Annotated in this window: 17 protein-coding genes; 8 read left to right on the forward strand and 9 right to left on the reverse strand. The window is 71.6% G+C overall.

Translation table 11 applies throughout. From position 1 onward, the window contains the following. Nucleotides 1-108 precede the first annotated feature (108 nt). Nucleotides 109-2118 (forward strand): SDR family oxidoreductase, encoded by a 2010-nt coding sequence (locus D0Y53_RS05120; RefSeq protein ID WP_117202142.1) that lies wholly within the window; start codon nt 109-111, stop codon nt 2116-2118. 146 nt (nt 2119-2264) lie between these two features. On the opposite strand, the gene D0Y53_RS05125 is transcribed toward D0Y53_RS05120, so the two are convergent. The 3 genes from D0Y53_RS05125 to D0Y53_RS05135 form a co-directional block, all read right to left on the reverse strand. Next, complete coding sequence (locus D0Y53_RS05125; protein ID WP_158550580.1) at nt 2265-3233, reverse strand: restriction endonuclease; 969 nt, start codon at nt 3231-3233, stop codon at nt 2265-2267. Between the two features lie 204 nt (nt 3234-3437). Then, nucleotides 3438-4001, reverse strand: a complete 564-nt coding sequence (locus tag D0Y53_RS05130) for a phasin family protein (RefSeq protein WP_117202144.1) — start codon at nt 3999-4001, stop codon at nt 3438-3440. A gap of 262 nt (nt 4002-4263) precedes the next feature. Next, nucleotides 4264-5508 (reverse strand): patatin-like phospholipase family protein, encoded by a 1245-nt coding sequence (locus tag D0Y53_RS05135; RefSeq protein WP_117202318.1) that lies wholly within the window; start codon nt 5506-5508, stop codon nt 4264-4266. A gap of 87 nt (nt 5509-5595) precedes the next feature. Here D0Y53_RS05135 and D0Y53_RS05140 point away from each other — a divergent pair, with 87 nt between their 5' ends. After that, nucleotides 5596-6321, forward strand: a complete 726-nt coding sequence (locus tag D0Y53_RS05140) for a DUF8198 family protein (RefSeq protein ID WP_117202145.1) — start codon at nt 5596-5598, stop codon at nt 6319-6321. Nucleotides 6322-6343: 22 nt separating this feature from the next. Here the strand turns inward: D0Y53_RS05140 and D0Y53_RS05145 are convergent, their stop codons facing one another. Beyond that, on the reverse strand, nt 6344-6616 hold the full coding sequence (locus D0Y53_RS05145; protein ID WP_117202146.1) for a polyhydroxyalkanoic acid system family protein: 273 nt from the start codon (nt 6614-6616) through the stop codon (nt 6344-6346). A 103-nt stretch (nt 6617-6719) separates the two neighbouring features. Between D0Y53_RS05145 and D0Y53_RS05150 the strand changes: the two genes are divergently transcribed. The 3 genes from D0Y53_RS05150 (at nt 6720) to aroA (ending at nt 10089) form a co-directional block, all read left to right on the forward strand. Beyond that, on the forward strand, nt 6720-7529 hold the full coding sequence (locus D0Y53_RS05150; protein WP_233511663.1) for an FHA domain-containing protein: 810 nt from the start codon (nt 6720-6722) through the stop codon (nt 7527-7529). Between the two features lie 58 nt (nt 7530-7587). Beyond that, nucleotides 7588-8673 carry a 3-phosphoserine/phosphohydroxythreonine transaminase gene (serC, locus tag D0Y53_RS05155; protein WP_117202148.1) on the forward strand — a complete coding sequence of 362 codons (1086 nt, stop codon included), beginning with the start codon at nt 7588-7590 and terminating at the stop codon, nt 8671-8673. A 105-nt stretch (nt 8674-8778) separates the two neighbouring features. After that, a complete protein-coding gene (aroA, locus tag D0Y53_RS05160) occupies nt 8779-10089 on the forward strand; it encodes a 3-phosphoshikimate 1-carboxyvinyltransferase (RefSeq protein ID WP_117202149.1) in 1311 nt (436 codons plus the stop codon). Nucleotides 10090-11133: 1044 nt separating this feature from the next. On the opposite strand, the gene D0Y53_RS05165 is transcribed toward aroA, so the two are convergent. Beyond that, nucleotides 11134-11808 carry an energy transducer TonB gene (locus D0Y53_RS05165; RefSeq protein WP_117202150.1) on the reverse strand — a complete coding sequence of 225 codons (675 nt, stop codon included), beginning with the start codon at nt 11806-11808 and terminating at the stop codon, nt 11134-11136. Between the two features lie 114 nt (nt 11809-11922). Between D0Y53_RS05165 and serS the strand changes: the two genes are divergently transcribed. Then, nucleotides 11923-13215: a serine--tRNA ligase gene (gene serS / locus D0Y53_RS05170; RefSeq protein WP_117202151.1), complete on the forward strand. Its 1293-nt coding sequence runs from the start codon at nt 11923-11925 to the stop codon at nt 13213-13215. Nucleotides 13216-13390: 175 nt separating this feature from the next. Here serS and D0Y53_RS05175 read toward each other — a convergent pair whose 3' ends face one another. The 4 genes from D0Y53_RS05175 to D0Y53_RS12600 are packed head-to-tail and all read right to left on the reverse strand — an operon-like array spanning nt 13391 to nt 16607. Next, nucleotides 13391-13981, reverse strand: coding sequence for an SCO family protein (locus D0Y53_RS05175; protein ID WP_117202152.1), 591 nt, complete (start codon nt 13979-13981; stop codon nt 13391-13393). Continuing rightward, nucleotides 13978-14748: a formylglycine-generating enzyme family protein gene (locus D0Y53_RS05180; protein WP_117202153.1), complete on the reverse strand. Its 771-nt coding sequence runs from the start codon at nt 14746-14748 to the stop codon at nt 13978-13980. Before D0Y53_RS05180 ends, D0Y53_RS05175 begins: the two co-directional genes overlap by 4 nt. Before the next feature lie 15 nt (nt 14749-14763). Continuing rightward, nucleotides 14764-16287, reverse strand: coding sequence for a copper-containing nitrite reductase (nirK, locus tag D0Y53_RS05185; protein ID WP_233511664.1), 1524 nt, complete (start codon nt 16285-16287; stop codon nt 14764-14766). After that, complete coding sequence (locus D0Y53_RS12600; protein WP_147319010.1) at nt 16284-16607, reverse strand: hypothetical protein; 324 nt, start codon at nt 16605-16607, stop codon at nt 16284-16286. Before D0Y53_RS12600 ends, nirK begins: the two co-directional genes overlap by 4 nt. 334 nt (nt 16608-16941) lie before the next feature. Between D0Y53_RS12600 and fabA the strand changes: the two genes are divergently transcribed. Together fabA and fabB are read left to right on the forward strand one after the other, a co-directional pair. Further along, nucleotides 16942-17457 (forward strand): 3-hydroxyacyl-[acyl-carrier-protein] dehydratase FabA, encoded by a 516-nt coding sequence (gene fabA, locus D0Y53_RS05190; RefSeq protein WP_117202155.1) that lies wholly within the window; start codon nt 16942-16944, stop codon nt 17455-17457. A gap of 1 nt (nt 17458) precedes the next feature. Next, nucleotides 17459-18688, forward strand: coding sequence for a beta-ketoacyl-ACP synthase I (gene fabB / locus D0Y53_RS05195; protein WP_117202156.1), 1230 nt, complete (start codon nt 17459-17461; stop codon nt 18686-18688). The last annotated feature ends 301 nt before the right edge of the window (nt 18689-18989 follow it).

An 18989-nucleotide genomic window follows, 5' to 3' on the forward strand; every position in this document is an offset into this window, starting at 1 on the left:
GACCCCGGGCCGGTCAATACGCCGGGGAATTGTCGCGCCGCGCGGGCTCTGGCACCGTAGGCGCCTGGCGGGCGCCCGTGCCGCGCCGTCGTCCATGGAGCCTGTCCCATGAGTTACCTCGTCACCGGCGCCACCGGTTTCATCGGCCGCTTCCTGGTCGCCAGGCTGCTCGCGCGCATGGACGGCGCCAGGGCGCCGGGCACGCTCTACCTGCTGGTGCGCAGGGGCTCGCAGAAGAAGCTCGCCGCGATCGGCCGCAAGATGGGCTGGGACATGGCCCGCATCGTGCCGCTGGTCGGCGACCTGACCCGGCCGGGCTGCGGGCTCGATGCGGCGCAACTGCGCCAGCTCAAGGGCAAGGTGAAGCACGTCTTCCACCTGGCCGCGATCTACGACATGGAGGCCGACGCCGAGTCGCAGCGCATCGCCAACGTCGACGGCACCCGGCACGCGCTCGACCTAGCGGCGGACATCGGCGCCGGCTGCTTCCACCATGTCAGTTCGATCGCCGCGGCGGGTTTGTATCCCGGCGTGTTCCGCGAGGACATGTTCGAGGAGGCCGAGGGCCTGGACGACCCGTACCTGCGTACCAAGCACGATGCCGAAGGCCTGGTGCGCAACGAGAAGCGGATCAAGTGGCGGGTGTACCGCCCGGGCATGGTCGTCGGCCATTCGCAGACCGGCGAGATCGACAAGATCGACGGCCCGTACTACTTCTTCACCTTCCTCAAGAAGCTGCGGCAGATGCTGCCGCCGTGGATGCCGACGCTGGGCATCGAGGGCGGGCGCCTCAACATCGTGCCGGTGGATTTCGTGGTCGACGCGCTCGACCACATCGCGCACAAGCCCAGGCTCGACGGCCGCACCTTCCACCTGACCGACCCGGAGCCGTTGCGCGTCGGCGAGGTGCTCAATACCTTCGCCCGCGCCGGCCACGCGCCGCAGATGACGATGCGCATCGACGCGCGCATGTTCGCCTTCCTCCCGGGCAGCGTGCGCATGGCGGTGGGCAACCTGCCGCCGGTGCGGCGCCTGGTCGCCACCCTGCTGCGCGATTTCCGCATCCCGAAGTCGACCCTGAAGTTCATCGCCTATCCCACCCGTTTCGACAACCGCGAGACCGAGCGCGCGCTCAAGGGCAGCGGCATCGCGGTGCCGCGGCTGGATACCTACGCCTGGCGGCTGTGGGATTACTGGGAGCGGCACCTGGATCCGGACCTGTTCGTCGACCGCAGCCTCAAGGGCCGGGTCGCGGGCAAGGTGGTGGTGGTCACCGGCGGTTCCTCCGGGATCGGCCTGGCGACCGCGCAGAAGGTCGCCGCGGCCGGTGCGACCACGATCATCGTCGCCCGCGGCGAGGAGGAGTTGTTCAAGGCCCGCGACGCGATGCGGGCGCAGGGCGGCAAGGTGTTCGCCTATACCGCGGATCTGGCCGACATGGCCGACTGCGACCGCCTGGTGCAGGCGGTGCTGGCCGAACACGGCCAGGTCGACGTGCTGGTCAACAACGCCGGGCGCTCGATCCGGCGTTCGATCGAGCTGAGCTACGACCGCTTCCACGACTTCGAGCGCACCATGCAGCTCAACTACTTCGGCAGCCTGCGCCTGATCATGGGGTTCCTGCCGGGCATGACCGCGCGCCGTCGCGGCCACGTCATCAACATCAGCTCGATCGGGGTGCTGGCCAGCTCGCCGCGGTTCTCGGCCTACGTGGCGTCGAAGGCGGCGCTGGACGCCTTCAGCCGCTGCGCGCAGGGCGAGCTGTCGGGCAAGGGCATCGTCTTCACCACCATCAACATGCCGCTGGTGAAGACGCCGATGATCGCGCCGACCCGGATGTACGACAGCGTGCCGACGCTGACCCCGGACGAGGCCGCGGACCTGGTGGTGCGCGGCATCATCGAGCGTCCCGGCCGGATCGCCACGCGGCTGGGCATCTTCGCCGCGCTGGTCAATGCGCTCGCGCCCAAGGCCTACGAAGTGGTGATGAACGCCGCGTTCGAGCTGTTCCCGGATTCGGCCGCGGCCCGCGGCGACAAGCAGGCGCTCGCCGGCGAGGACCGGCCCAGCAACGAGCAGATCGCCTTCGCCTCGCTGATGCGCGGCGTGCACTGGTAACCCGCTTGCCGCGTGGGCGCGCAACGCGTGGCGCTGGCGCGGCTCGCCCGGGGGTGGCCTAGCGGCTGCGCGCCTGAGCGCTCCCCGAACCCGGCCGATGGCCGCGGCCGAAATTCTTTCCTAGCTGCGCACCCTGAGCCGGTCCTTCAATACGTGTGGCACTGCAGGAAGCGCACCGGGCGGGTGCTGCCGCTCGGCGGTTGCAGCTGGATCCTGGAAGCGCGCAGCTCCTCGTAGTGTTCCAGCAGCGGGCAGATCTCGGGCATCGGATCGGCGTTCTGGTCGAGCAGATACACCAGCAGGGTCGATTGCGTGGACCACAGCGCGCGGTCGACCTTCGGCAAGGTGCCGACAACGCGGGTGACTTCGCGGCGCCGCTGCTCCAGCTGGGCCGGGTCGGTGGGCGGCGCCGAGGCGGCGGCGATGCCACTGGCGGTCGCGGCAGGCGACATGGCCGGCGCGGCTGTGCGCGCCGCGGCCGTGGCGCGCGTGGAGGCGCTCGTGGCACCGGCGTCCGGCGCGACTTCGCGCGGCGGCAGCAGGAGCAGCACCACCGCGACCAGCAGCGCCCCGGTCCAGGCCAGCACGAATTGCCGCCGCATGTTCGCCAGCGCCGGCGCCGTTACCGCGGCGCGCTGCTCCGCGGAGATCAGCGGCCGCAGTTCCGGCCACAGGCGGGCGCCGTCGAGCAGCTCGATGCCTTGCGCGGCGGCGAGCCGGACCGCTTCGGCCTCGAACTGGCCGGGCGTGACCAGCAGGCCGCCCTCGGCGCCACGCATGCGGATGTTGTTGGCCAGTTCCGTGATCGCCGCGGGCCCGAGCACATAGGCGGCCCCGTGCTTGCACGAGAGCAGCCAGCGCCGGCCGTCGCGCTCGAGCAAATAATCGCTTTCATCGGCACTGGCGGCGTCGGGATCGAACACGCGCTCGTAACCGCGCTTGTTGAGGGCGGCCAGCAGCAGATGGATGAAATCGCGCCAGCGCATCCCCGCGAGCGCGGCGATGCCGGCCGCGGTTTCCTCGCGCGGCAGGCGGAACCTGCGCAGGTAGATCGTCGCTGCGCCGCCGAGCAGCGCGAACATCACGATCGCGGCCAGCCAGTTGCTCCCTGCCACCTCCATTCTCCCTGCCTTGGGTCGAGCACGAAGGATAGACGAAACCCGCCCGGCGACGCGGGTGGCAGTGCCGGGCAAGGCCCGGCGACGGCAAAGGTCAGGGAGCCCGCCAGCCCGGAACCGTAAGGGGAGGGGGCGTACGGTGCAGCTTCGGGCTGGCGGGCGTGAAGCGGCGGCGCGCGCGGCGCCGCAGGCGAAGGGCGGTTACTGGGTGGCGGTCCGGCTTGTGCGCTTGGCGGCGGGCCGGGCCTTGCGCGCTGCGGTGGTCTTCTTCCCGACGGCCGCGGGGCGGGAAGCCTTGCGCGCCTTCGGTGCCGCGGCCTCGCCTTGCCGGCGCAGCTCCGCGGTCAGGGTCTCGACCCGGCGGCTGAGCTCGGCCAGGTCCTCGCGGCCCGGCACGCCGAGCTTGACCAGCGCGCGCTGCACGCGATCCTCGAACACCTTTTCCAGCCGGTCCCAGGTGTCGGCGGCGCGTTCGCGCGCCTGGCCGACGCGGCTCTCGACCGCGCCGCGGACCTCTTCGGCCCGGCCGCCGGCGATCTTGCGCGCGGTCTGCTCCAGGCTCAGGCCTTCCTTGACCAGCGCCTCGAACAGCTTGGTGCCCTCGGCCTGGGCGCGGCCGAAGGCGCCGACGCCGGCCAGCCAGATCTGCTGCGCCGATTCGCTCAGGGTCCGGGTCAGGCGTTCGGCCTGGTCCTGCATGCCGGCGGGAGCGGCAGGGCGCTTGCGGGCGGTCGTCTTCTTCGCGGCTTGCTTGAACTTGGCCATGCGGATCTCCCGGGGGGCTGGAGGTGCACGGCAGCATTGCGCGCCGATCTAGAGCATTCACACGACAGGGCGCGCCGGATCGGGTGCCCACGGCGACCGCGTCCACGGCGTGTCGCCAGGGAAGATCCGGACAAACTTGGTTGGCGCCGGCGACTGCCGCCGCAGTCCGTCCCGCGGGGGCGGGACTCCGGCGGAGCATCCGTCCGTCCGGCGCCTGCGTTTTCAGCGGTGCCGCAGCATCCCCGTTTTCGCGGGGATCGGGTTAGGCGTGCCGGGTGCGATGCCGCCGCCCGGCGATGCGGTGTTCGACGTCGTCGAGGGCGCGCTGCAGGCGCACGGTGGTGTCGCTGTGGCGCGGCGCGGGCCCGAGGCCGTCGAGGATCGAGCGTTCGCGGTCGGCGAGGATCTCCGGACGCAAGTGGATGCCGTGCGCGGCCAGGATCGGCCCGACCACGTCGGCGCGCTCGCGCAGGTCGGCGAGGGTGTTGCGGTAGGCGAGGTCGCCGATGCGTCGGCGCGCGGCGAAGCTGAAGACATTGGTGAAGAACAGATCGCCGTCGGCGGCGTTGGGTTCGAACACCATCTGGTCGATGTCCGGGTACTGCTGCGCGTAGCGCGCCAGCCCGACCTGCATGCGCGACTGCAGCAGGGTGCGGAAGGTCTGCGACAGCACCACCGGCAGGCCGCCGCTGGCGATGCGGCGGTCCAGTTGCGGATCGCCGCGGCGGCCGGGGTTGAACGGCACCAGCGGGTTGATGCCGAGCATCAGGTCGACGCCGCGGTCCAGCACCACCGAGGCGTGCATCGTGCGCCGCAGCGCGCCGTCGACGAAATGGCGGCCGCGCAGTTCCACCGGCGAATACAGCCCCGGCAGCGCGGCGCTGGCCTGCACTGCGCGCGAGATCGGCACATCGTCCCAGCCTGCGCCGCCGAAGCGCACGGCCTCGCCGCTGTCCAGGTCCACCGCGATCACGTACAGCGGGTGCGCGAGCGTGCGGAAGTCGTTGCTGCGGCCGCCGCGGGTGAACACTTCGCGCAGGAAGCGCTCGATTCCGGCGTTGTCGAACATGCCGGTCGGCACCAGTCCGCCGAGGCGGGTCAGCAGGTCCGACCAGCGCGAGTCGCCGCGGCCCAGCACCAGGTCGCGCGCCAGCGCCGTGAGCAGCCGCGGCGCGGCCCCGAGCCGGTGCAGGTATTCCATCAGCGCCGGGCGCAGGAAGGTCTCGGGACGAAAATGCACGTCCAGGCTATCGTCGGTGATGAAGATCCGGCACAACTGCGCCGTGCCCATGCCGTTGACCAGCCCGGCGGCGAGGAAGGCGCCGGAACTGACAGCGACATAGCAATCCAGGCGGGTGAGGTCGAGGCCGTCGCAGGCCTCGTCGAGCGCGCGCAGCGCGCCCAGCTCGTACATCGCGCCGATCGGGCCGCCGCCGGCGACGGCCAGACCGATGCGGGCGTCGCCGGCGTGGCCGGTGCGGGTACGGGCGGAATGCAGGGACAGCATGCGGGTCGGATACGGCGGGGGAGCCCGAGTGTAGCCGAGGCCGCGGCCGCGGTTGCGGGCGCCGGTTCCGGTCCCGATCATGGGGCGATGCCGCGCCAGCCGCCCCCGCCCAGCCGCCTGCAGCGCCGCCTGGTCTGCCACCAGGCGCTGCACGACCCGGCGCGGGAGCCGCGCAACCGTCTGCCGCGGCTGCCGGAACTGCGTCGCTGGCAGGCGGCGCGGCTGCAAACCAGCTTCGCCCGCTTCCTCGACGACCCGCGACGGCGGCCAGCCGCGCGTTTCTTCCTGACCGATGTCTACGGCGACCGCGATTTCAGCCGCCGCGATGCCGACATCGCCCGGGTATTGCCGTTGATGCAGCGGCTGCTGCCGGTGGCGTTGCTGGAGACGGTCGCCGACGGCATCGAGCTGGGCGTGCTGACCCAGGCGTTCGACCTGCGCATGGCCGCGGCGCTGGAGCGGCTGGCGCCGCGCCGCAAGCGGCTGGACGCGGTGGCGTATGCGCAGGCCTATCGCGCGGTTGGTCTGCCGCGGCTGCGCGAGCGCCAGATCGCGCTGATCGGGCGGGTCGGGCACGGCCTCGGCGCGGCCGTGGCCAAGCCGGGGATCGGCGCCCTGCTGCGGCTGGCGCGCGGTCCGGCGCGCGCGGCCGGGCTGGCGGAGCTGCAGGTCTTCCTGGAGCGCGGCTTCGAGGCGTTCGCCGGGCTAGGGGATGTCGATGCCTTCCTCGCCGAGATCCAGCACGGCGAACGCGAGCTGGCGCGGCGCCTGTTCCGCGCCGACCCGGACCCGTTCGGGCCGGCCGCGGGCTGACGTCGCGCGGCGGCGCAGGCGCTCAGAAGCGTTCGTCGAGCACGCGCCGGATCTCGTGCTCGATCGGGCCTTTCAGCGCCGACAGCAGCAAGCCGAGCCGGGCGGTCACCTGCACCTGGCGGGGGCTCAGCGCGATGTGGCCGTCGACGCCGGAGCGGACGAAATGCAGGATGTCGCCTTCCCAGCGGTAGTCCATGCCGAAGCGCTCGCTCAGTTTGGTCGCCGCCTCCTCCACCGCTTTGCGCGCCTTGGCGTGCGGCAGCGAATGCGTATGGCGGATGTCGATCTGGGACATGCGGGTTCCCCGGTGCGGTGCTCGCGCCGCATTGTGCGGCCAGCGCCGGCGGCCGCCAACCGGTCGCAGCGCGTCCGCGCGCGCATCTGCTAGATTGCGCCGCGTGGATCAGATCACGCTGCGCTTCCCCGGGACCGATCTTGCGCCGTTGCCGCTGGGTGGCGGCGTGCACGGCATCGGCCGCGGCCCGGACGGGACGCCGCGCGTGCTCGGCGAAGCGCCGGGCGCCAGCGTCCGGTTCTGCGTGGACCGGCGCGGGGTGTGGCTGACGGTGGCCGAGGCGGTCCGCGGCGTGCACGTCAACGGGCGTCCGGTGCGGCGCATGGCGATGCTGCGGGTGGGCGATACGGTGCACATGGACGGCATGGAGATCGTGCTCGCCGCGACCCATCCCGCACTCGCGGCGCCGACGCCGCAAGCCCCGGTGGAGCAGGGCGGCGACGACCCGCGCGTAGTGCTGCGCGGCGTCGGCGGCCGCTACCACGGGCGCAGCTTCACCCTGGACCGGCCGCGCCTGATCGGCAGCGGCGCCGAGGCCGACGTGCGCATCGACGACCCGGCCTTCGCCGCGCGCCATGCGCGCATCGAACTGCAGGACGGGGCGATCGTGCTGCGCGACCTGGGGTCGGAGGAGGGCAGCGTGGTCAACGGCGAGGTCCGGCGCGACGCCGTGCTGCAGCCGGGCGACCAGATCGTGTTCGACGCCCACCATCGCTTCGTGATCGAGGCGCCGGCGATCGCGCCGCGGCGCGACGATCCGCCCCCGCTGCCGGAGGACGCGGCGGTCGTGCCGGTCGCCGGCGGCCGCCAGGCGCTGGAGTCCTCGGCGCGCCGGCTGCCCTGGCTGCTGCTGGCCGCGTTGCTGCTCGCCGCCGCACTGAGCGCGCTGCTGCTGTTCGGCACGGCGGGCTGAGTCCGCGCTCCAATCGCGCTGCGGCATACTGAGCGCCCCCAGCCGCCGGATGCCATCGATGTCACGCGCCCACAACTTCAGCGCGGGTCCCGCGACCCTGCCCGAGCCGGTGCTGCGCCAGGCACAGCAGGAGATGCTCGACTGGCACGGCGCCGGTGCCTCGATCGTCGAACTCAGCCACCGCGGCCCGGAATTCATGCAGGTCGCCGCCGAAGCCGAGACCGACCTGCGCGCGCTGCTGGCGATCCCGGACGACTACGCGGTGCTGTTCCTGGCCGGCGGCGCGACCACGCTGCAGGCGCTGATTCCGCTCAATTTCGCCGCCCCCGGGCAGGCGGCCGACTACGTCGTTAGCGGCCACTGGGGCAAGACCGCGGTCAAGGAAGCCCGGCCCTACGCGGATGTCCGCATTGCCGCCAGCAGCGAGGCCGACGGTTTCCGCGGCATCCCGGCGCGCGCGTCCTGGCAGTTGTCGGAGGACGCGGCCTACGTCCACATCACCGCCAACGAGACCATCCACGGCGTGGAGTTCCGCGAGCTTCCCGATGTCGGCGCGGTGCCGCTGGTCGCCGACTTCAGCTCCTCGATCGCCTCCGAGCCGCTGGACATCGCGCGCTTCGGCCTGGTCTACGGCGGTGCGCAGAAGAATCTCGGCCCGGCCGGGATCAGCTTCGCGATCGTGCGCCGCGACCTGCTCGAGCGCGCGGGCCAGCCGCGCGCCGAGATCCTCGACTACCGCGCCCATGCCGCCAAGGGCTCGATGCTCAACACCCCGCCGACCTGGAGCTGGTACCTGCTCGGGTTGACGGTGCGATGGATGCTGGAGCAGGGCGGCGTGGCCGAATTCGCGCGTCGCAACGCGCGCAAGGCGGCGCTGCTGTACGCCGCGATCGACGGTTCCGGCGGCTATTACCGCAACGAGGTCGATCCGGCGGCGCGCTCACGCATGAACGTGCCGTTCTTCCTGCACGACGCCGCGCTCGACCAGCCTTTCCTGGCGGCGGCCAAGGGCGCCGGGCTGATCGGGCTCAAGGGCCATCGCGCCCTGGGCGGGATGCGCGCTTCGCTCTACAACGCGATGCCCGAAGCCGGGGTGCAGGCGCTGGCGGACTTCATGGCCGATTTCCGCCAGCGGCATGGCTGAGCGCCCGGATCGGGGCGTCGTCACGACGGCCGTGCCCGCGTGCGTGTGCAACGTCGTCCGGCGGCGGCATCGCGTGCCACTGCTGCCTGCCGCGGGACGCAAACGGTGACTGCGACGACGGCCGCCTGGCTCGCCGGCGCCGGCTCGGCCCTGCGCGGAGAGCCGGCGATCCCCGGCGACAAGTCGATCTCGCACCGCGCGGTCCTGCTGGCGGCGCTGGCCGACGGCGTGTCGCGCATCGATGGCTTCCTCGAGGGCGCCGACACCCGCGCCACCGCGGCGATTTGCGGCCAGCTCGGCGTGCGCATCGACGCCCCGGAAGACGGCGTGCGCCTGGTCCACGGCGTCGGCATCGAGGGCCTGCAGGCGCCCGCGGCGGCGCTGGACTGCGGCAACGCCGGCACCGCGATGCGACTGCTGGCCGGGCTGCTGGCGGGCCAGCGCTTCGACAGTACCCTGCTCGGCGACGCCTCGCTGTCGCGCCGGCCGATGGCACGCGTGACCGAGCCGCTGGCGAGGATGGGCGCGCGGATCGACACCGACGCCGGCCACGCGCCGCTGCGCATCCACGGCGGCCGGCCGCTGCACGGGATCGACTACACGCTGCCGGTCGCCAGCGCGCAGGTGAAGTCCGCGCTGCTGCTGGCCGGGCTGTACGCGCGCGGCGAAACCGTGGTGCGCGAACCGCGGCCGACCCGCGACTGCAGCGAGCGCATGCTGGAGGCTTTCGGCTACCCGATCGGCTACGGCGCGGGCCACGCGACGCTGTGCGGCGGTGGACGCCTGCGCGCGACCGACGTGGCAGTGCCGGCGGATTTTTCTTCGGCAGCGTTCTTCCTGGTCGCCGCGACCCTGGTGCCCGGCTCGCAGCTGCGACTGCGTCGGGTCGGCATGCATCCGCGGCGCACCGGGCTGCTGCCGGTGCTGCGGGCGATGGGCGCGGACATCGTCGTGGCCGACGCGCGCGAGCACGGCGGCGAGCCGGTAGCCGACCTGATCGTGCGCCACGCGCCGCTGCACGGGATCGAGGTGCCGGCCGAACTGGTCGCCGACATGATCGACGAGTTCCCGGCGCTGTGCGTGGCTGCGGCCTGTGCGCAGGGGGCGACCGTCATCCGCGGCGCCGCCGAATTGCGGGTCAAGGAGTCCGACCGCATCGCCACCATGGCCGCGGGACTGCGCGCGCTCGGGGCGGCGGTCGAGGAGCGGTCCGATGGCGCGGTGATCCACGGCGGCCGCCTGCAGGCCGGCACGGTCGCCAGCCACGGCGATCACCGCATCGCGATGGCCTTCGCGGTGGCGGCACAGCGGGCCGCAGGCGAGGTCCGGATCGAGGATGTCGCCAACGTCGCGACCTCGTTCCCGGGCTTCGGCGCGCTGGCGCGGGAACTCGGTTTCGGTCTGCGCGAGGCCTGAAGCCGACCGTCTGCAAGGCCCGAAGCGCTGCCGTGATCCACGCGCAGTGCGCACTTCGCGGGGCGCGCCACACAATCAAGACCGCCAGTCGCCCAGCGGGAATCCCGCAGCGACCACGGTAAAGATCGGGGGGCGGACCTTTCCCTAGCCGTGATCTCTCGGCAGGTTGTTTCTTTTCCCGAGTGGAGAAACTCCTGCAGGGGACACGCCGTGAGACTTTCCTTCAAATGCGGAAGCTTTCGTGGGGGAAGCCGGTGGCCCGGCCTGTGCGGGACACGCCGTGAATCCATCCCTGGAGGCTCCTCGGCGGCATCCATGCCGCCGACGGTCCCGCACAGGCCGGGCCACCGGCTTCTGGCAAGTGAGTCGGCGCTTGTAAAAAGCCCGAAGCCACGGACTCCAATCTCGCCAAGTCGTCGCCCGGCGGGCTGGGGGTGCGGAGAGTGGACCATGGATGGTCCACGACCCGACTTAAAGACAGGAGGTCGTCAGGAGGGCGCAGCACCCCCAGCCCGCCGGGCGGCGACTCCCTCCGAAGCCGATCTTCCAAGGTCAGGCCATCAATGGCGCTTGCAGCCCGGCTTAAAGACAGGGCGTCGTCAGGAGGGCGCGGCACTCCCAGCCCGCCGGGCGGCGACTCCTTCCGAAGCCGATCTCACAAAGTCAGGCCACGCCCCGATTTGAAGACAGGAGGTCGTCAGGAGGGCGCAGCACCCCCAGCCCGTCGGGTGGCGACTCCGTCCGAAGCCAATCTTCCAAGGTCAGGCCATCAATGGCGCTTGCGGCCCGGCTTAAAGACAGGGCGTCGTCAGGAGGGCGCGGCACCCCCAGCCCGTCGGGCGGCGACTCCTGCCGAAGCCGATCTGGCGTCTGGCTTTCAGACAGGACGTCGTCAGCATGGCGCAGCAGCCCCAGCCGCCGATGGCGACTCCCTCCGAAGCTGGGTAGCACCTCGTTTCCGCCGGCTTCAGGACACTGCGCCCCCGGTTTCGCGGGGGGTGCCGACAGGCGGCCGGCATCTTCAACAACTGACGGTTTGCGCGTCTAGCGTTCCAGATCGAAAGTGACCGGCACCTGCACCACACCGGCGACGGGTTGCCCGTTGCGTAGCGCCGGGCGGAAGCGCCAGCGCCGCACCGCGTCGCTGGCGGCCCGGTCGAGCACGCGCGAGCCGCTGCCCTGGACCAATTCGACCGCACGCGGCTGTCCGTCCGCACCGACCTGCACGCGCAGCAGCACGGTGCCGCTTTCGCCGCGGCGCTGCGCCGCCCGCGGATAACGCGGCGCCGGCGTGTGCAGCGGTTGCGGCGCGGCATTGGCGAGGGCACCAGGTGCCGACGGCGCAGGGGGCGACGCTGGCGTTGGCGGTGCAGTGGGCGCGGACGGCGGCACGTCGGCGCTGTCGGCCCGGGCAGCGGCCGGCGCCCGGCTGGCCGCACCCATGCCGCTGGCGTCGCCATCGCCGCGGTCGGCGGGCAGCGGTGCCGGCAGCGGCGCAAACTGTTGTCCCTCGGCGCTGCGCGGCGGCGCGTCGACGCGGTAGAAATCGTTGTCGTGGCGCTGGTCGATCCACAGCAGCACGAACAGCAGCACGCCGGCAGCGAAGGCGATGCCGGCGGCCAGCAGCGCCCGCCGCGAGGGCCACCAGGCGCGCGCCGGCGCGGTCGCCTGCCGCGGTGGCTGGCGGGAGGCAGCGGTGTCGGGGGCAGGAGCGGACATCGGCGCTTCCGGCAAGGGGGAGACGGCATTCTGGCATGGCGCTGGCGCCATCCCGCGACCCCGCGTCCGCGCAAACACGCGATAATTCAGCTTCCGTCCGCCCTCGGCCGCCCCATGCTCGATCCCGTCCTGCTCCGTACCCATGCCGCCGAAACCGCTGCGCAGCTGCGCGAGGCGCGTGGTTTCACCCTTGATGTCGCCGCGCTGGAAGCCCTGGAAAACGAGCGCAAGGCGCTGCAGATCCGCACCCAGGAGCTGCAGAACCTGCGTAACACCCGCAGCAAGGCGATCGGCCAGGCCAAGGCAAAAGGCGCGGACGTGGCGGCGCTGCTGGCCGAGGTCGCCGGCGTCGGCGACGAACTGAAGGCGTCCGAGGCGCGCCTGGACGCGCTGCGCGGGCAGATCGAGGCGATCGCGCTGGGCATCCCCAACCTGCCCGATCCGTCGGTGCCGGTCGGCGCCGACGAGAGCGGCAACCTCGAGCAGCATCGCTGGGGCACGCCGCGCGAGTTCGACTTCGCGGTCCGCGACCACGTCGAGCTCGGCGCCCGCGACGGCTGGCTCGACGGCGATACCGCGGCCAGGCTGTCGGGCGCGCGCTTCACCGTGTTGCGCGGCCCGCTGGCGCGGCTGCATCGCGCGCTGGCGCAGTTCATGCTCGACCTGCATACCGGCGAGCACGGCTACGAGGAAACCAACGTGCCGCTGCTGGTCAACGCCGAATCGATGCGCGGCACCGGGCAGTTGCCGAAATTCGAGGACGACCTGTTCGCGACCGTGGTCGGCGAAGGCGAGGCGGCCAGCCGGCGTTATCTGATCCCGACCGCGGAAGTGCCGCTGACCAACAGCGTTCGCGACCAGATCCTCGAGGCCGGCGCGCTGCCGCTGCGCATGGTCGCGCATTCGCTGTGTTTCCGCGCCGAGGCCGGCGCCTACGGCCGCGACACCCGCGGCATGATCCGCCAGCACCAGTTCGAGAAGGTCGAGCTGGTGTCGATCGTGCGCCCGCAGGACAGCGACGCCGAGCACGCGCGCATGACCCGCTGCGCCGAGACGGTGCTGGAGCGGCTCGGCCTGCCGTACCGGCGGATGCTGCTGTGCAGCGGCGACATGGGCTTTTCCGCGCGCAAGACCTGGGACCTGGAAGTCTGGTTGCCGTCGCAGCAGACCTATCGCGAGATTTCGTCCTGCTCCAACTGCGGCGACTTCCAGGCCCGTCGCATGCAGGCGCGCTGGCGCAACCCGGACACCGGCAAGCCCGAGCTGGTGCACACGCTCAACGGCTCCGGCGTGGCGGTGGGGCGCGCGCTGATCGCGGTGATGGAGAACTACCAGCAGGCCGACGGCAGCATCGCGGTGCCCGAGGCCCTGCGTCCCTACATGGGCGGCCTCGAAGTCATCGCCTGAGCGCGTCCGCGGCAGCGTCCGCCGACCCGCGGCACGCGCCCGGAGCCGCAAGACCGGGCGACGCCGCGATCGGGCGGCGCAGGTACCGTGCGCAATGCGCGCCGGTCCACGAGATCACGCAGCGTCCGTCGCAACCCCGGAAAGAAGCCCGGGTAGCGGCCGCGGGCCGGCGCAATCAGAGCGCCTTGCGGACCGCGGCGAGGAAGTCGGGATCGACCTTGCTGCCCATCTTCTCGGTGCGGGCGAGGATGCGGCCGTCGGCATCGAGCAGGATCAGGGCGCTGGTGTGGTTGAACTCGCCGTCGGCCAGTTGCCGGTAGCGGATGTCCAGCACGCCGGCGACGCTGCGCACGGCATCGGGCTCGGGGCTGGCCAGCGCCCAGCGCTTGTCCTCGATGCGGCGATCGCGCACCACCTTCATCAGCGCTGCCGGGGTGTCGCGGGCCGGATCCATGCTGATGAACAACACCCCCAGGCGCGCGCGTTGCGCCGGCGTCAGGCTGCGGTCCACGGCCTTGCCGCTTTCCACGATCAGCGGGCAGATGTACTGGCAGGAGCTGTAGAACATCGCCACCAGCTGCGGGTGGCCGCGGCGACTGCGCCAGTCCCAGGTCTTGCCGTGCTGGTCGGTGAGTTTCAGCGGCAGCTGGTAGACCGAGTCGGCCGGCAACGGTGGCGCCTTGGCGGGGGGTGCGGCGAAGGCGTTGGCGCCGGCCAGCAGCGTGCCGGCCAGCAGTGCGAAAGCGAGGGAGAGGGGGAATTTCATTTGCGGATATCCCTTGCGCAGCGGAAGCCCAGGTTGGCGGTGGTGTCGCGGGCCTGCAGCGAAGACAGCATCGCCACCCGCATCAACACCGCGTAGTTGTCGCGGTCGTCCATCGACAGCGCGCCGGCGCCGCAGAACTTCGAATTGTCCGGATCGCCCTGGTTGCGGCTTTCCGGGTCCACCAGCAGCGCGGAGAAGTCCTCGGTCCATTCCCACACCAGGCCGTGCAGGTCCTGCACACCGTAGGCGTTGGGCGCCTGCAGGCCGGCGCGCGGCAGGACCGTATTGGACGGCTTGGCATACCAGGCCAGGATGCGTTCGCGCCAGGCGCGGTCGTTGCGGGCGTCGCGCCGGGTCTCGTCCGCGGCCGCAGCGTATTCCCACTCCGACCAGGTCGGCAGGCGCGCGTGCTGCGCCTCGCAGTAGGCCTGCGCGGCGAACCAGCTGACGTGGACCACCGGCTGCTGCGGCTGCGCGGCTCGACCCAGCGTCACCGGGCCGGCCCAGTGCGACAGGTAGCGCGGCTCGGCCAGCACGCGGGCGACGCGATCGCGCCGCCATTGCGGATGCGCCTGCACGAAGGCGAGGAACTCGGCGTTGGTGACCGGCCGCTTCTGCAGCGCGAACGGCGCGACCTTCACCGTCTGCACGTCCTCGTACTTCAGCGCCGAGCGGAACTTGCCGCCCGGCAGCGTGACCCAGGCCGCGCCGCCGGCGACGGCGGCGGCGACGGGCAGCAGGCAGAGCAGGGCGGCAAGACGGCGCATGGTCGAGGACTCCGCTCAGTGGCCTTCGGAGGCGTTGGCCGGCTTCAGCTTGCGGATCGCGGCGGCCTCCTCCTTGGTCACGCGCCCGCCCTTGTTGCCCCAGCTGTTGAGCACGTAGGTCGAGATGTTGGCGACCTCGTCGTCGGTGAGCTGGTTCATCGGCGGCATGATCGAGTTGTAGTCCTTGCCGTTGACCGTCACCGGGCCCTGCAGGCCGTGCAGGATGATCTGCGGCACGCGCTTGGCATCGGCGGCGATGTAGTCGGACTTGGCCAGCGGCGGGAACACCCCCGGCATGCCTTCGCCATTGGCCTGGTGGCAGGTCGAGCAGGTGCCGGCGAACAGCGCCTGGCCCGCATTGACCTGTTCCTCCACGGTCAGCTCGCCGCTCTTGGCGGACTGGGCCGCGGTGCTGACGGCGGCCAGGTTGGGCGCCGCGCGGTCGCCCAGGTACATGGCGTCGACTTCCTTGCCCGTGTAGATGTCGGGACGCTCGGCGCCGTCGGCCTTGAGGATCGCCAGCGCGCCCTTGTTGAAGGCGCGGAAGATCGAGTGGTCGACCAGCACGTAGCTGCCCGGGACCTCGAGGTGGAAGTCCATGATCGCCGCGCCGCCGGACGGGATCAGCGTGGTCTGCACGTTCTCGTTGAAGCGGGTGCCGCCTTCGAACCAGACCTTGTCGAAGATCTCGCCGATCACGTGGAAGCTGGAGACCAGGTTGGGGCCGCCGTTGCCAACGTACAGGCGCACGTTCTCGCCGGTGTTGGCCTTGAGCGCGTTGTCGCCGGTAAGCGCGCCTTCGCTGCCGTTGAACAGCACGTAGGTCGGGTTCTCGTCGATGCCCTTCTGCATGTCGAAGTTCTGGTGGCCCTTCTCGCGGTACTTGCCCGTGGTGTAGAAGTCGCCCTGCATCACGTAGTACTCGCGGTCCACCGGCGGCATGCCTTCCGGCGGCTCGACCAGGATCAGGCCGTACATGCCGTTGGCGATGTGCATGCCCACCGGCGCGGTCGCGCAGTGGTACACGAATAGCCCGGCATTGAGCGCCTTGAAGGTGAAGCGCGAGACGTGGCCCGGCGCGGTGAAGCTGGAGGCCGCGCCGCCGCCGGGGCCGGTGACGCCGTGCAGGTCGATGTTGTGCGGCATCTTGCTGTCGGGCATGTTGCGCAGGTGGAACACCACCGTGTCGCCCTGGCGCACGCGGATGAAGCTGCCGGGCACGGTGCCGCCGAAGGTCCAGAAGGTGTAGGTCACGCCTTCGGAGATCGGCATCTCCTTCTCGACCACGTCCAGGGTGACGATCACCTTGGCCGGATAGTTGCGCCCGGTCGGCGGCGGCACGTTCGGCGGCGAGGTCAGCACCGCGTCGATCGGCTTGCCCTGCGGCGGACCGAAGTCGCCCTTGAGCGAGCCGCCGGTTTCGGCCACGTGGACCACCGGCGTGGCGGCCGCGGCCTCGGTGTCGCGATTGCTGCAGCCGGCGACGGCGAGCACGGCGACCGCGGTCGCGATCATCAGGTTGAGACGGATTGGCCTCATTGCATTTTCCCCTTTCTGGGAGGGTCGTTTCGGATGTGCGCAGGATGCATGAATCGTCCATGCGGCGTACTGACAAGGATCAATCGCGATGCGAATTCCACGGCGCTTGCCGCTGGCTTGATTTTGATCAATTCCGGGCGCTTGCCGGCGGCTTGATTCTGGTCAAATTTGCGCCGCTTGCCGGGAGGCGGATTCACGAGTGCTTCCTGCGCCGTCGACAATTTGACTTCGATCAATTTCACGTCTGCGGCGACGCTCCGGTTGCGATCGAGGCGGCACCAGCCCCGGGCGGGAACGCGCGGACGACGGAATCGGGTCATCCACGCGCCTTGCCAGTGTGCCATCGATCCGCCTGGCGGTAGCGAAACCGCGGCTGCGACGGTCGTTTCCCGACCACGCGGCGGCGGCGCCACGGCCTGCTGCCGGCCGGGCCGAGGGCGGCGCCGGCTGCCGATTGCCCGAACCGCGGTTGCGCAACGCGCGCGCCGTGCCGGCCGCAGTGCGGCGGCCGCTTTCGGAGCCTGCGGCTGCCGGAATGCCCGTCGCGGCGCGGGGCCGGTGCCGTGCGGCCGCGTACGGGTGCGCACCTGCCGGCCGGCGCGCGGGAAAAACGCAGGCATGCAAAAATTGCGGTTTTCCCGGCCCCCGGATCCCATGACCCGACCTGCTTCGTTCGACCACGCGCAACTGCTGGCTTGTGCCCGCGGCGAGATGTTCGGCCCCGGCAACGCGCGCCTGCCGGCGCCGCCGATGCTGATGTTCGACCGCATCACCGAGATCTCCACCGAAGGCGGCCGCCACGGCAAGGGCGTGATCCGCGCCGAGCTCGACATCCGCCCGGACCTGTGGTTCTTCGGCTGCCATTTCCTCGGCGACCCGGTGATGCCGGGGTGCCTGGGCGTTGACGCCATGTGGCAGCTGGCCGGGTTCTACTTGCCGTGGCTGGGCGAGCCGGGCCGCGGCCGCGCGCTGGGGGTCGGCCAGGTCAAGTTCAGCGGCCAGGTACTGCCGGAGGCGAAGCTGGTGAGCTACGAGATCGACATCCACCGGGTATTGCGCGGCAAGTTGCGGATGGTGATCGCCGACGGCCGTACCTACGTCGACGGCCGCGAGATCTACGTCGCCGAAAGCCTGCGGGTGGGGCTGTTCACCTCCGCCGAGGGTTTCTGAGATGGCGCCTGCTCTCCGCAAGCGCGTAGTGGTCACCGGCATGGGCATCGTCTCGTGCCTGGGCAACGATGCCGATACGGTGTCCGCGTCGCTGCGCGCATCGCGTCCCGGCATCCGCTTCGTCCCCGAATACGCCGAGCTCGGCCTGCGCAGCCAGGTCGCGGGCGTGCCGCAGATCGACCTCGACGCGCAGATCGACCGCAAGCTCAAGCGCTTCATGGGCGACGCGGCGGCCTACAGCTATGTCGCGATGCGCGATGCGATCGCCGACGCCGGCCTGTCGGACGCGCAGGTGCGCGATCCGTGCACCGGACTGATCGCCGGTTCCGGCGGCGGTTCGGCGCACTGGCAGATCGAGACCGGCGACCTGCTGCGCAACCGCGGCGTGCGCAAGGTCGGCCCGTACATGGTGCCGCGCACGATGTGCTCGACCGTGTCGGCGGCGCTGGCGACGGCGTTCGGCATCCGCGGTGCGAGCTACTCGATCTCCGCCGCCTGCGCGACCTCCGCGCACTGCATCGGCGCGGCCGCCGACATGATCCGCCACGGCCTGCAGGACGTGGTCTTCGCCGGCGGCGGCGAGGAAGTGCACTGGGGCATGACCGCGCAGTTCGATGCGATGGGCGCGCTGTCCACGCACCACAACGACACGCCGGAGACCGCCTCGCGCCCGTACGACAGCGGCCGCGACGGCTTCGTCATCGCCGGCGGCGGCGGCATGCTGGTGCTGGAGGACTACGACCACGCCAGGGCGCGCGGCGCGCGCATCCACGCCGAGCTGGTCGGCTACGGCGTGAGTTCCGACGGTGTCGACATGGTCGCGCCCTCGGGCGAGGGCGCGGTGCGCTGCATGCGCATGGCGCTGGCTGGCCTGGAAGCGCCGGTCGACTACCTCAACACCCACGGCACCTCGACCCCGCTGGGCGACATCGTCGAGCTGGAATCGGTGCGCGAGGCGTTCGCCGGCGCAGTGCCGCCGCTGTCCTCGACCAAGGCGCTGTCGGGCCATTCGCTGGGTGCGGCCAGCGTGCACGAGGCGATCTACTGCCTGCTGATGCTGCGCGACGGGTTCATGGCCGGTTCGGCCAACATCGCGGCGCTGGACCCGCGCGCGGAGGATTTCCCGATCCTGCGCGCCAGTCGCGACGCGCAAGTGCGCACGGTGATGTCCAACAGCTTCGGTTTCGGCGGCACCAACGGCACCCTGGTGTTCCGCGCGCCGCAGGAGTGACGCCGCGGCCGCGCGGCGGCGGTGCCCGCGCGGTCCAGCGGCACCCGTGCGGCGGCGATGTCGGCAACGCAACGAGACCGGCGACCTTGTCCGCGCCTGGGTACGACTGCGCCGGGCCACGCTGCCTGCCGGGCGCGGGCTGGAGCCGGGCGCGGCAGCGAAGGGCGCGGGGAACGCCGAGGGCCGGAACGGCCGCAGTCGGTGCGTGCCGAAGCAGCCGCGGCAGGCTCGGATGCGGCTGCGCGCACATCCCCGCCCGGGCCGACGGTGCGGGGAGCGCGGCCCGCCGCGGGATGGCTTA

It is taken from the genome of Cognatiluteimonas weifangensis, assembly GCF_003416885.1.
GTDB lineage: Bacteria > Pseudomonadota > Gammaproteobacteria > Xanthomonadales > Xanthomonadaceae > Cognatiluteimonas > Cognatiluteimonas weifangensis.